General features: G+C 68.3%; 11 protein-coding genes. All 11 read left to right on the plus strand.

What is annotated here, in order from left to right; all coding sequences use genetic code 11:
* Positions 1 to 25 precede the first annotated feature (25 nt).
* The 11 genes from prcB to AC1DGE_RS01355 all read left to right on the plus strand — a co-directional run bounded on the left by prcB (position 26) and on the right by AC1DGE_RS01355 (position 12,847).
* Positions 26 to 853, plus strand: a complete 828-nt coding sequence (gene prcB / locus AC1DGE_RS01305) for a proteasome subunit beta (RefSeq protein WP_441417792.1) — start codon at positions 26 to 28, stop codon at positions 851 to 853.
* A 1-nt stretch (position 854) separates the two neighbouring features.
* Positions 855 to 1,562, plus strand: coding sequence for a proteasome subunit alpha (prcA, locus tag AC1DGE_RS01310; protein WP_175323655.1), 708 nt, complete (start codon positions 855 to 857; stop codon positions 1,560 to 1,562).
* 1 nt (position 1,563) lies between these two features.
* Positions 1,564 to 2,928, plus strand: a complete 1,365-nt coding sequence (gene pafA / locus AC1DGE_RS01315) for a Pup--protein ligase (protein WP_441417791.1) — start codon at positions 1,564 to 1,566, stop codon at positions 2,926 to 2,928.
* A gap of 112 nt (positions 2,929 to 3,040) precedes the next feature.
* A complete protein-coding gene (locus AC1DGE_RS01320; protein ID WP_476908819.1) occupies positions 3,041 to 3,976 on the plus strand; it encodes an FKBP-type peptidyl-prolyl cis-trans isomerase in 936 nt (311 codons plus the stop codon).
* A gap of 39 nt (positions 3,977 to 4,015) precedes the next feature.
* A complete protein-coding gene (locus AC1DGE_RS01325) occupies positions 4,016 to 4,411 on the plus strand; it encodes an FKBP-type peptidyl-prolyl cis-trans isomerase (RefSeq protein WP_441417789.1) in 396 nt (131 codons plus the stop codon).
* A gap of 160 nt (positions 4,412 to 4,571) precedes the next feature.
* The gene (locus AC1DGE_RS01330; RefSeq protein WP_441417788.1) at positions 4,572 to 6,599 is read left to right on the plus strand and encodes a helix-turn-helix transcriptional regulator; all 2,028 of its coding nucleotides are present in this window, start codon (positions 4,572 to 4,574) and stop codon (positions 6,597 to 6,599) included.
* Positions 6,600 to 6,604: 5 nt separating this feature from the next.
* Entirely contained in the window at positions 6,605 to 7,003 is a 399-nt protein-coding gene (locus tag AC1DGE_RS01335; protein WP_476908818.1) for a hypothetical protein, read from the plus strand.
* Positions 7,004 to 7,038: 35 nt separating this feature from the next.
* The gene (gene tatA, locus AC1DGE_RS01340) at positions 7,039 to 7,308 is read left to right on the plus strand and encodes a Sec-independent protein translocase subunit TatA (RefSeq protein ID WP_441417786.1); all 270 of its coding nucleotides are present in this window, start codon (positions 7,039 to 7,041) and stop codon (positions 7,306 to 7,308) included.
* Between the two features lie 48 nt (positions 7,309 to 7,356).
* Positions 7,357 to 8,151 (plus strand): twin-arginine translocase subunit TatC, encoded by a 795-nt coding sequence (gene tatC / locus AC1DGE_RS01345; protein WP_441417884.1) that lies wholly within the window; start codon positions 7,357 to 7,359, stop codon positions 8,149 to 8,151.
* A 24-nt stretch (positions 8,152 to 8,175) separates the two neighbouring features.
* Entirely contained in the window at positions 8,176 to 11,076 is a 2,901-nt protein-coding gene (locus AC1DGE_RS01350) for a DEAD/DEAH box helicase (protein ID WP_476892518.1), read from the plus strand.
* A 97-nt stretch (positions 11,077 to 11,173) separates the two neighbouring features.
* Positions 11,174 to 12,847 carry an amidohydrolase gene (locus AC1DGE_RS01355; RefSeq protein WP_476892517.1) on the plus strand — a complete coding sequence of 558 codons (1,674 nt, stop codon included), beginning with the start codon at positions 11,174 to 11,176 and terminating at the stop codon, positions 12,845 to 12,847.
* The last annotated feature ends 42 nt before the right edge of the window (positions 12,848 to 12,889 follow it).

The raw sequence follows: 12,889 nt of genomic DNA on the forward strand, positions 1-12,889 counted from the left end.
TCCACTACGTTGAGGGAGTGCACCAGTGCAGGAAACATCAGCCAACCAGGTAGCAGCGAACGCGACGTCCTCATTCACGGAGCACCTGCAGCGTTCACGGCCCGAACTGCTGCCCTACAACGCCCTCCAACACGGCTTACCAGCTGGACCTGCAACCGCGCCGCTCCAGACCCCGCACGCAACCACGATCGTGGCCCTGACCTACGCCGGGGGAGTGCTGATGGCCGGTGACCGCCGCGCGACGATGGGCAACGTGATCGCCAGCCGGCACATCGAGAAGGTGTTCCCCGCGGACCAGTATTCCGTGCTCGGCATCGCCGGCACTGCCGGCATCGCGCTCGATATCACCCGGCTGTTCCAGGTAGAGCTGGAACATTACGAAAAAATCGAAGGAACGCAGCTGAGCCTGGACGGCAAGGCCAACCGGCTCGGTGCCATGATCCGCGGAAACCTTCCCATGGCGATGCAGGGCCTCGCCGTGGTCCCGCTGTTTGCCGGCTTCGACCGGCCCGCCGGCGTCGGCCGCCTGTTCTCCTACGACGTCACCGGCGGCCGCTACGAGGAGCAGGAGCACCACACCGTCGGTTCGGGCTCCATGTTCGCCCGCGGCGCGCTGAAGAAGCTCTGGCGGCCCAACCTCTCCGAAGCCGACGCCGTCCAGGTGGCGGTCGAAGCCCTGTACGACGCGGCCGACGACGACTCCGCCACGGGCGGTCCGGACCCCGTCCGGCAACTCTGGCCCGTGGTCTACACCGTCAGCCGCTCCGGTGCAGTGCGCGTCCCGGAGCGCGAACTTGCGGCGGTGGCCGGCGCCATCATCGAGTCACGGGCCGTAGCCCAGCGGGAGGCCTGAGATGACCCAGCAGTTCTATGTCTCGCCCGAACAGCTGATGAAGGACCGGGCGGACTTCGCCCGGAAAGGCATCGCGCGGGGACGTTCTGTGGTGGTCATCAGTTGCCGGGACGGGATCGCCCTGGTCGCGGAAAACCCCTCGCCGTCGCTGCACAAGATCGGCGAAATCTACGACAAAATCGCCTTCGCCGCCGTCGGCAAGTACAACGAGTTCGAAAGCCTGCGCCAGGCCGGGGTGCGCTACGCGGACGTCCGCGGCTACTCCTACGACCGCGAGGACGTCACGGCCCGGGGCCTGGCGAGCGTCTATGCGCAAAGCCTCGGCGCCGTCTTCACCGCCGAGCAGAAGCCCTTTGAAGTGGAACTGGCCGTGACGGAGGTCGGGGACAGCCAGGACCTGGACCACCTCTACCGGCTGACCTTCGACGGGTCCATCGCCGACGAACAGGGATTCATCGTGATGGGCGGCCAGGCCGACAAGGTGTCCGAAGCCGTTGCGGCCGGCTGGCGCAGCGAACTCGACTTCGCCGGCGCCATCCGGCTGGCCCTGGCCGGACTGGTAGCGGACAAGGAAACCGACGCACTGCCGGCGTCGGCCGTGGAGGTGGCCGTGCTGGACCGCGGCTCCGAGAGCAGCCGCGGCACCCGCCGCGCTTTCCGCCGCCTCGACGACGCCGACGTCGTGGCACTGCTGGCTGAGGAGAACTGAAATGGACAAGCGCATCTTCGGTATCGAAACCGAATTCGGAATTTCCTATTCGAGCCCGGAGTCCCGCCCGCTCGCGCCGGAGGAAGTGGCCCGGTACCTCTTCCGCAAGGTGGTCAGCTGGGGGAGGTCCTCCAATGTGTTCCTCACCAACGGCTCACGGCTCTACCTCGACGTCGGTTCGCACCCTGAGTACGCGACCGCCGAGTGCGACGACCTGGCCCAGCTCATCGCCCATGACCGGGCGGGCGAGCTGATCCTGGACGACCTCGTGGACGAGGCGCAGGAGCGCCTTGCGGCCGAGGGGTTCAATGGCACCGTGTACCTGTTCAAGAACAACACCGACTCGGCGGGCAACTCCTACGGCAGCCACGAGAATTACCTGATTCCCCGCCGCGGGGAGTTTTCCCGGCTGGCGGAAATCCTGATCCCGTTCCTCGTGACCCGCCAGTTGATCGCCGGCGCGGGAAAGATCCTGAAGACCCCGCACGGCGCCACGTACGCCTTCTCCCAGCGCGCGGACCACATCTGGGAGGGGGTCTCCTCCGCCACGACCCGGTCCCGGCCGATCATCAACACCCGCGACGAGCCGCACGCCGACGCGGAGTTCTACCGGCGGCTGCATGTGATCGTCGGGGACTCGAACATGTCCGAGACCACGGCCCTGCTCAAAGTCGGCACCGTGGACCTGATCCTGCGGATGATCGAGGCCGGCGTGATCATGCGTGACATGCGGATGGAAAACCCGATCCGCAGCATCCGGGAGATCTCCCACGACCTCAGCGGCCGCGCGGTGGTGCGCCTCGCTAACGGCCGGCAGCTCACGGCCCTTGAGATCCAGCGCGAGTACCTGAACAAGGTGACCGAATTCGTGGCGGACCGCGGCGCCCACAACCCGCACGTCCCGCTCATCCTGGACCTGTGGGAACGGACCCTTGACGCGATCGAAAGCGGAAACACGAGCACGATCGACACCGAAGTTGACTGGGCCATCAAGAAGAAGCTGATGGACAACTACCGGGAGCGGCACGGCCTGGAACTCGACGCGCCGCGGATCGCCCAGTTGGACCTCACCTACCACGACATTTCACGCAGCCGCGGTCTCTTCTACCTGCTCCAGGCCCGCGGCGCGGCACGGCGGGTCGTCGATGACACCGCAGTGAAGGATGCCGTCGACGCGCCGCCGCAGACCACCCGGGCCAAACTGCGCGGCGACTTCGTCCGCCGGGCGCAGGAACTGGGCCGTGACTACACGGTGGACTGGGTCCATTTGAAGCTGAACGACCGCGCCCACCAGACCATTTTGTGCAAGGATCCCTTCCGCAGCGTGGACGACCGGGTGGACGCCCTGCTGGACTCTATGGGCTGATACCCAGCTTTCCGCGTTATTCTGGGGAAGGTGCCGTTTCACGGCCACCGCATGCTTTGCCGCTGGCAACCGTCCGGCGAAGCGTCCATCCTGCCCCGACGAAAGTTCTTACGTGCGCCGACTATTAGCAATTCTCCTCCCCGGACTGCTGCTGCTCACCGCTTGTGGTGGCGGCCAGCCTGCCGCCCCGGAGCCCACCAGCCAGTCCGCCGGCGAGACCGCGAAGCTGGACTCCCTGAAACTGACCGAGAACGGCGACAAGAAGGCCCCCGGCGTCGAGTTCACCAAGCCGCTTGAGGTCAAGGACCCGACCATCAAGGTGGTCAAGGACGGCGACGGCGAACGCGTCAAGGCCAACCAGGTCGCGGACATTTCCATCGTCGCCTTCAACGGCAAGGACGGCTCCACCCTTGAGGACACCTTCCCGAAGGACCCCGAGAAGCTCGAGCTGAACGATGAACTCAAGGCCGGCAGCGCGGTCATCTACAACGCCTTCGTCGGCGCCAAGGTCGGCTCCCATCTGGCCCTGGCCGTGCCGGGCAAGGCAGCCAGCGCCGAAGGCGGCGCGGCCCAGCCGTCGCAGCTGCTGGTCATCAAAATCCTCGCCGCGAAGGACGCTCCCAAGGTCCTGGACAAGCCCGAGGGCGACGCCGTGACCCCGCCGGCCGGCCTGCCCACCGTGAAGGAAAACGACAAGGGCGTTCCGGAGATCTCGGTCAAGGGCGTGGCCGCTCCCAAGGCCCTCATTTCCCAGGACCTGATCAAGGGCAAGGGCCAGGCGGTCAAGGAATCCGACACCGTCACCGTCAACTACGTTGGCGTGGCGCTGGCCTCGGGCAAGGTCTTCGACTCCAGCTTCACCAGCGGTAAGAAGGCCACGTTCCCGCTCAATGGCGTCATCAAGGGCTGGACGCAGGGCCTCGCCGGCAAGACCGTCGGCTCCCGCGTCCTCCTGGTCATCCCGAAGGCCCTCGCCTACGGCGACAAGGGCCAGGGCGACGCCAAGGGCGACCTCGTCTTCGTCGTTGACATCCTCGGCGTCAAGTAAACAACCCCGCTTAAGCAAGCCACCCAAGAAGGAGCAACCATGTCATTTGGACAGCGCAACATCGACCGCCAGAAGCCGGAAATTGACTTCCCGGAGGGCGACGTACCCACCGAGCTCGTCATCACCGACCTGATCGAGGGTGACGGTGCCGAGGCCAAGGCCGGCGACACCGTCTCCACCCACTACGTCGGCGTGGCCTGGTCCACCGGCGAAGAGTTCGACGCCTCCTGGGGCCGGGGCGCACCCCTGGACTTCCGGGTCGGCGTCGGCCAGGTCATCCAGGGCTGGGACCAGGGCCTGCTGGGCATGAAGGTCGGCGGCCGCCGCCGGCTCGAAATCCCCTCCGAAATGGCTTACGGCGCCCGCGGCGCCGGCGGAGCGATCGGCCCCAACGAGGCCCTGATCTTCGTCGTCGACCTCGTCGCCGTCCGCTAATCCCCACCGGCTCCCTGCCCTCGCAAGCTCGGGCCGGGGCCCTCGCCGGCGTGGGCCCACCCACCGGCCACCGCGAAAGCGCGGTAACAATCGGAAAGTTCTTCCGGTTGTTGCCGCGCTTTCGCGGTTTTCGGGGCGGACACTTTAGTACCCTTGCGGAGTGTCCGCCTCACGTACTGAACGCCTCCTGAACCTGCTCATCGCCCTGCTCAACACCCAATACGGGCTACGCCGCAGCGAGCTGCGCGAGAAGGTCTATCACGACACCACCAGCTCCGAGGCGGCCTTCGGCCGGATGTTCGAACGGGACAAAGGCGAGCTGCGCCAGTTCGGCTTCGACGTCGAGACCGTGACGGACAAGGGCTGGGGCTCCGATGACCCGGCGACCACGCGGTACCGGATCGGCAAGGAATCCAACCGGCTGCCGGACGTCAGCCTGACCCCCGCAGAGTGCACCGTGCTGATCCTCGCCGCGCAGCTTTGGGAACAGGCTGCCCTGGGCTCCGCCGCGCGCGACGCCGTGCGCAAACTGCAGGCCGCCGGCGGCCTGCCGGACGCCGAACTTCCCCCGGGGGTCCAGCCCCGCATCCGCCCTGCCGGGCAGGCGTTCGAGGACCTCGTCGCCGCCGTCCACACCCAGCACCCCGTGAGCTTCAACTATCTGGCCGGCAGCACCGGACAGGAGGAGACCCGCACCGTCGAGCCCTGGGGCCTCGGCAGCCGCTTCGGGCAGTGGTACCTCGTTGGCCACGACCGCGCCCGCGGGGACAAACGGTTCTACCGGCTGTCGCGGTTCACCTCCGCCGTCACCGTGCTGGACCAGGAGTCCTTCACCCCGCCGTCGTCCTTCAACGTCCGCCAACAACTTGCCGCGCTGCCCGAACTGCCCGTGCGGCACGCCCTCGTCGACGTCGCCGACGGCGCGCTGCTGGGGCTTCGCAAGCATGCCGGACCCGCCGCCGGCACCGAGGGTGACATCACCGATGCCGTCGCGGCAGCGCCTCGCCCCGGTTTCGACCGCCTCAAGGTGCCATACCGGGACATTGAGACGCTCGCCGAGGAACTCGCCTCCTACGGCCCGAAGGCCGTCGTCGTCGCGCCGCCCGAGCTGCACACCGCCGTGCGCCGGCGACTGGCGGCAGCCGCAGCCTTCGCTGCGGCGCCGGTCCCGCCGATCGAATTCCCGCGTTTGGCTCCGGCCAAACGGAGCCGGAAACGCACGTCCGAGGACCAGCTCAAGCGGATGCTCCAGCTGGTCCCGTTCCTGGTACACAACCAGGGCCTGCACATCAGCGAAGTTGCCGACCGGTTCGGCATCACCCGCAAGGAACTCGAGGACGACCTGCGGATCCTGATCTGCTCCGGCCTGCCCGAGGGCTACCCGGACGATCTGTTGGACATCCAGTGGGACGACGACCACGTCTACATCATCGAGGACCTCGACCTTAAGCGGCCGGTGCGTTTCACCGTGGACGAGGCCTGCGCGCTGCTCACCGGCCTCGAAGCGCTCAACGGCCTGCCCGGACTCGCCGAGGGCGGCACCCTGGAGTCCGTGACGCTCAAGCTCATGGCCGCGGCCGGCGAGGAGGGGCTGAAGGCGGCGGCCGTGTCCGGTCCCGAGGTGGCGCCGGAGGATTCCGGCACCCTCGAAACGGCACGCAACGCCATCCGCACCGGCGCGCAGTTGCGGCTGAGCTATCTCTCCCCGCAACGCGATGCCGTCACCGAACGCGACATCGACCCGCAGCGGCTCTACTCAATGGACAGCACCTGGTACCTCGAGGCGTACTGCCATTCCGCGCAGGGCCTGCGGAACTTCCGGCTGGACCGGATCCAAAGCCTGGAACCCAACGGACGCCCGGTGTCCTCGGCCGCCAACCCGGCAGGCGGGTTCCCGGTCAAGCTGTTCACGCCCAACGACGATGACGCCGTGGTGGTGGTCGAGCTGACCAGGCAGGGCGCCGGGCTCGCGGATGACTACTACGCCGAACGGACCGCCGCGCTTGCGGACGGCCACGTCCTGGCCGAAATCCGCTTCGGCAGTGCCGGCTGGCTGCCGATGTTCGTGGCCCAGCACGGCGGCGCCGTCCGCATCCTGCAGCCTCCTGCGCTGGCCGCGGCCGCCCGGGAATGGCTCGACGCCGCCCTCGCCCGATACGAGGACCACCCCGCACGCCAGCTAGACTGATCAGCATGCCTTGGTGGTCCTGGATCGTAATCTGGATAGCGCTCGTCGCGCTGTCGCTGCTGTTCTTTGGCGTGCTCGGCGTCCGGCTCTTCCGGCAGTTCATGGCCACGGTCAAGGAACTCGGTGAGGCGGGGGAGCGCTTCTCCACGTTCGCTTCCTCCCCGCTTACCTCCGGTTCAGCCGCTGTTCATGTGGGTGCCGTAGGCTCGAACGGCGACGACGCGGGGGACGGAGCCGGCCCGTACGCGGAGCCCGGGGCAGCCGTTTTTGCCCCGCCCGCGTTGATGCGACATGATTACCATGCATCCAAAATCGCGCGTCAGGAAGCCCGGCGGTTGCGCCGGATCCGGCGCAAAGCGGAGCGAGGCCAGCCCCAGGCGCTGCGCGACATCGATCTGCGTTAGACATAGGATGTACTCAAACGAAAGGACCACCCAGCATGAGGCTTGAAGGCTGGCATCTCATCATCATCATCGTCCTGGCCCTGGTGCTTTTCGCTGCACCGAAGCTGCCCGGAATGGCCCGCAGCCTGGGCCAGTCGATGCGGATTTTCAAATCCGAGGTCCGCGAAATGAAAAAGGACGGCACGCCGGAGGCCAAGGCTGACTCCGACGCCGTCGAAGGCAAAGTCGTGAACCACCCCCGGTCCGCCGGCACCGAGAGCCGCCCGGGCGAGGGAACCGACGTTCCGCCGCCGAACCGCGCCTAGAACCACATGGCAGTAACCATGAGCCGCCGATCGAACCCCGAAGGCCGGATGGCCCTCCTCGATCACCTCAAAGAGCTGCGGAACCGGCTCTTTAAGTCGGCGATCGCCGTCGTCCTCGGGACCGTCGTCGGATTCCTCGTCTACCAGCCCATGCTGGCGGCGCTGATCAAGCCGATCCGCGACCTGAACGAACATGAAGGCCGGCAGGCGTCGCTGAACTTCGACGGCGTGGCGAGCTCCTTTGACCTGATGATCCAGGTGTCCGTGTTCCTGGGCCTGATCGTCGCCAGCCCGGTCTGGCTCTACCAGCTCTGGGCGTTCATTGTCCCCGGGCTGCACAAGAAGGAACGGCGCCTGGCGCTCTCCTTCGTCGCCGCCGCCGTGCCGCTCTTCGTCGGCGGCGTCCTGCTCGCCTGGCTGGTGCTCCCCAACGCGGTGCGGGTGCTGACCGACTTCACCCCCTCCGGCGGCTCCAACTTCATCAGCGCCCAGGTCTACCTGTCCTTCGTGCTGCGCCTGTTGCTCGCCTTCGGCATTGCCTTCCTGCTGCCGGTGGTGCTGTTCGGGCTCAACCTGGCCGGGCTGATCAAGGGCCAGCAGCTGCTCAAGAGCTGGCGGATCACCGTGTTCCTGGTCTGCCTCTTCGCTGCCATGGCCGCCCCCGGCGCCGACGCGATGAGCATGTTCTACCTTGCCGTGCCCATGCTGGTGCTGTTCTTCACCGCCATCGGGCTGTGCCTGCTCAACGACCGCCGGCGGGAGAAGCGGGCGGCCAAGGTGGCCGCCGAGACCGAAGCCACCGCGGACCAGGCGACTCCCAGCTCCGAGCTGGAGAATCTCTAGCCGTCCGCCCACTAGGCTGGAAGCATGTCCTCACTACCCGGGCCGGAGTCGCCGTCCGAGCGTTACCGTGCCAGCGCCGAGCGGGCCGCAGAAGCCAAGACCTATCTGGGCGGTTTCACCCGTTCGCTCGCGTTCGACCTCGATCCCTTCCAGCGCGAGGCGTGCCTGTCCCTGCAAGCGGGCCGGGGCGTGCTGGTGGCCGCCCCGACCGGGGCCGGAAAGACGATTGTCGGGGAGTTCGCCATTTACCTGGCGCTCCAGCGCGGCCTGAAAGCCTTCTACACGACGCCGATCAAGGCGCTAAGCAACCAGAAGTACACCGAGCTGGCCGAGAAGTACGGCGCGGCGCAGGTGGGCCTGCTGACCGGTGACACCAGCATCAACGGCGAAGCCCCGGTAGTGGTGATGACCACCGAGGTGCTCCGCAACATGCTCTATGCCGGCTCGGAGACCCTGGATGACCTCGGCTTCGTCGTGATGGACGAGGTGCACTACCTCGCCGACCGGTTCCGCGGCGCCGTCTGGGAGGAAGTCATCATCCACCTGCCCAGCGAGGTGCAGGTGGCCTCGCTCAGCGCCACGGTCTCCAACGCCGAGGAGTTCGGCGCCTGGCTGGACACCGTCCGCGGCCAGACTGACGTGATCGTCTCCGAGCACCGTCCCGTACCGCTGTGGCAGCACGTCATGGTGGGACGCAAGATCGTGGACCTGTTCGCCGGCGACACCAGCTTCGACGAAATTGCGCCCGCCGGTGAGGACAATGTGGCCGCTACCGCGGATACCGCAGGCTCCAGCGCCGCGATCACCGCACGCGCCGGCTACGAGGTCAACCCGGAACTGCTGTCGATGGCCCGGGCCGAGAGCCAGATGAACTTCCGCGGCCGCTTCGGGCACGGCGGCCGCAACCAGCGCCGCCAGCAGCGCGGCCAGCGGGAGGCGGCACCGCAGGGCGCCCCGCGCAGCCCGGTCCGGAAGGCCAGCCGCCCGCAGGTCATCGCCAGCCTGGACCGGATGGACCTGCTGCCGGCCATCACCTTCATCTTCTCGCGCGCCGGCTGCGATGCCGCCGTGGCGCAGTGCGTCTCCGCCGGGCTCTGGCTGACCACCGAGAAGGAACAGCTCATCATCGCCCAGCGGGTCGACGAAGCGGCCCAGGACATCCCCTCCGACGATCTGGACGTCCTGGGCTTCTGGAGCTGGCGGGACGGGCTGCTGCGTGGCCTGGCCGCGCACCATGCCGGCATGTTGCCGACCTTCAAGGAGGTCGTCGAGAAGCTCTTCGTGGACGGACTGGTCAAGGCGGTGTTCGCCACCGAGACCCTCGCGCTGGGGGTCAATATGCCCGCGCGCTGCGTGGTGCTGGAGAAGCTGGATAAGTTCAACGGCGAAGCGCACGTGAACATCACGGCGGGGGAGTACACCCAGCTGACCGGCCGGGCGGGCCGCCGCGGGATCGACATCGAGGGGCACGCCGTCGTGCTCTGGCAGCCGGGCACCGATCCGGCAGCCGTCGCGGGTCTCGCCTCCCGCCGGACCTACCCGCTGAACTCCAGCTTCCGGCCCACCTACAACATGTCCATTAACCTCGTGGCCCAGTTCGGCCGGCCGCGCGCCCGCGAAATCCTTGAGTCCTCCTTCGCCCAGTTCCAAGCGGACCGCTCCGTGGTCGGACTGGCCAAGCAGGTCCGCAGCCGGGAGGAATCCCTGGCCGGGTTCAGCAAGGCAATGAGCTGCCATCTGGGCGACTTCACCGAGTACTCCAGACTGCGCCGGGCCCTGTCGGACGCCGAAAACGCAGCTTCCAAAGGCACGTCGCGGGCCCGGAAGTCGCTCACCGAAGACTCCCTGAGCCGGCTGCTGCCCGGCGACGTCGTCGATGTGCCGTCCGGCCGGGCCCCCGGCCTCGCCGTCGTGCTCAGCTCGGACCATCACTCCCGCGAGCCGCGGCCGGCGGTAATGACCCTGGACAACCAGCTTCGCCGGATCGGCCTTCACGATGTGGAGGGACCGCTGGCCCCGATCACGCGGGTCAGGATCCCCAAGTCCTTCAACGCCAAAGTGCCGAAGTCGCGGCGCGACCTGGCCTCATCGGTCCGCAACGCCATCCGGGAGAGCCGGCCGCCGGCACCGCCGAACCGGAACGAGGACTTCGGCCGTGCCGCCGCCCTGCCGAACATGGAGAAGAAGATCGCGGAACTGCGCCGCGAGCTCCGGGCCCACCCCTGCCACGGCTGCAGCGAACGCGAGGACCACGCCCGCTGGTCCGAGCGCTGGTGGAAGCTCCGGCAGGAAACCGACGGCCTGATCCGCCAAATCCAGGGACGCACCAACACCATCGCCAAGACCTTCGACCGGGTCTGCGGAGTCCTCTCCGGCTACGGCTACCTGGAAACCTCCGACTCGGGCACGCTTTCCATCAGCCCGGACGGGCAGCGGCTGCGCCGGATCTACGGGGAAAAGGACCTGCTGATCTCCCAGGCGCTGCGGATGGGCGCCTTCAGCGACCTCGACGCCGCGGAAATCGCGGCACTGGCCAGCGTTCTGGTCTACCAGGCCAAGCGCGAGGACCGCGGTCTGCGGCCCAAGATGCCCAGCGTCTCGCTGGAGTCCGCCGTCGACACCGTGGTGCGGGAGTGGTCCGCCCTGGAGGACGTGGAGGAGGCCAACAAGCTGCCACTGACGGGGGAGCCCGAGCTCGGCCTGGTCTGGCCGATCTTCAAGTGGGCCAAGGGCCGACACCTCCAGGAGGTGCTCAGCGGCACGGACCTCGCCGCCGGCGACTTCGTCCGCTGGGTGAAACAGGTCATCGACCTGCTGGACCAGCTCGCCAAGATTCCCGGACTGGACCCGCGCGTCGCACGGCTGTGCGGCGACGCGATCACCCTGGTCAAACGCGGCGTCGTCGCTTACTCGGCCGTCGTGTGACCGGCCCCTAGCGGCCCTCCGCCCCTGCCTTTCCTCCACCATGCCCCGATGCCGCAGGCCCGGCACACCGGCCCCCAGCTACAAGGAGTTCCACACCATGACCGCTTCACCGTCCGAGGCTTCCAAGGAACAGCGCAAGGTGACGCTGTACCGCAACGGTTCCGTCTACACCGCGGCGGATCCCTTCGCTACGGCCATGCTGGTCGACGGTGACACCGTGGCCTGGGTCGGCTCTGAACAGGCCGCCACGTCCATCGCGGACTCCTCCATGGAGGTCATCGACCTGCAGGGCGCGCTCCTTGCCCCCGGCTTCGTGGACTCCCACGTGCACCTGACAGAGACCGGCATCGCCCTGGACTCGCTCCAGCTCGGCGGGGTCCGCTCCGCAGCCGAACTGCTTGACGCCGTCGCCGGCGCCGCCGTCTCCGCTTCCGGCGCGGGCGGCACGGTGCTGGGGCACGGCTGGGACGAAACGCTCTGGGCCGACCCGGTCCTGCCCAGCCGCGAAGAACTGGACCGCGCCGCCGGCGGCCGGCCGGTATACCTGTCGCGGGTGGACGTGCACTCGGCCCTTGTCTCCGCTTCCCTGGCCGCCGCGTCCGGCCTTGAGAGCCTCGACGGCTACGCCGCCGACGGGCAGGTCAAACGGGCCGCCCACACCGCCGCGCGGCGCGCCGCCCGGAACCTGCCCGCCGGTGCCCTGCGCCGCTACCAGGAGGCCGCGCTGGCGGAGGCGGCCGCCAACGGCTATGTCGCTCTCGCCGAAATGGCGGCACCGCACATCGGCAGCATCGAGGACCTGCAGCTCGCGGCCGGCTGGAACGCCGCCGACCGGCCAGGACACGCCGTTCCGGAGATCCTGCCCTATTGGGGCCAGCTTGCCGTTTCCGCCGAACAGGCCCGGTCCATCCTGGACAGCCTTGGCGTTTCTGTCCTGGGCCTGGCCGGCGACCTGAACATGGACGGTTCCATCGGTTCACGGACCGCCGCGCTCCGCGGCGACTACAGCGACGCGCCGGGGGAGCGGGGCACCCGCTACCTCTCGGTCGATGAGGCCGCAGCGCACCTCGCGGCCTGCTCAGTGCTCGGGATCCAGGCAGGCTTCCATGTGATCGGCGACGCCGGGCTCGACGCCGCGCTGGACGCCCTGGACCAGGCCGCCGCCGAAGTCGGGGAACAGCGCGTCCGTGCCGCCGGCCACCGCCTGGAGCACGTCGAAATCGCCGACGTGGACGCCATCCAACGGCTGGCCAAGTACTCGGTGACCGTCAGCGCGCAGCCCGTCTTCGACGCCCTCTGGGGCGGCGGGGAGAGCCTCTACGCCCAGCGGCTTGGCGCCCGCCACGCCGCCATGAACCCCTTTGGCTCGTTCTACTCCGCCGGCGTGCCGGTGTGCTTCGGCAGCGACAGCCCGGTCACGCCGCTGCGGCCCTGGTCCAGCGTCCGCGCCTGCCTCGAACACCACAACGCCGATGAGCGGATTTCTGCCCGCGCAGCCTTCCTGGGCCACACCCGGGCCGGCTGGCGGGCGGCCCGGTACCGGAACCCAATGGCGGGCCAGCTTGTCCCCGGCGCTCCGGCGAGTTTCGCGGTCTGGGAAGTCGAAGAACTCATGGTGCAGGTGGCCGACGGCCGGGTCCAGTCCTGGAGCACGGACCCGCGCGCCCGGACACCGTTGCTCCCGGCACTGGACACCGGCACCTCCCCGGTCTGCCTGCAGACCGTGCGGGACGGCGTCGAACTCTTCTCCAACGGCTCACTCGGACGATAAGCGCCCTGCCGGGCCGGACCACGCCGGCACGCCCGGGCGGTC

This window comes from Arthrobacter sp. 05N425 (genome assembly GCF_056397125.1).

Bases quoted from the DNA above. Each gene is read 5' to 3' on its own strand.
- AC1DGE_RS01350 (WP_476892518.1), top strand. From the start codon at position 8,176: ATGTCCTCACTACCCGGGCCGGAGTCGCCGTCCGAGCGTTACCGTGCC.
- tatA (WP_441417786.1), top strand. From the start codon at position 7,039: ATGAGGCTTGAAGGCTGGCATCTCATCATCATCATCGTCCTGGCCCTG.
- AC1DGE_RS01325 (WP_441417789.1), top strand. From the start codon at position 4,016: ATGTCATTTGGACAGCGCAACATCGACCGCCAGAAGCCGGAAATTGAC.
- AC1DGE_RS01355 (WP_476892517.1), top strand. From the start codon at position 11,174: ATGACCGCTTCACCGTCCGAGGCTTCCAAGGAACAGCGCAAGGTGACG.
- pafA (WP_441417791.1), top strand. From the start codon at position 1,564: ATGGACAAGCGCATCTTCGGTATCGAAACCGAATTCGGAATTTCCTAT.
- prcA (WP_175323655.1), top strand. From the start codon at position 855: ATGACCCAGCAGTTCTATGTCTCGCCCGAACAGCTGATGAAGGACCGG.
- tatC (WP_441417884.1), top strand. From the start codon at position 7,357: ATGGCCCTCCTCGATCACCTCAAAGAGCTGCGGAACCGGCTCTTTAAG.
- AC1DGE_RS01335 (WP_476908818.1), top strand. From the start codon at position 6,605: ATGCCTTGGTGGTCCTGGATCGTAATCTGGATAGCGCTCGTCGCGCTG.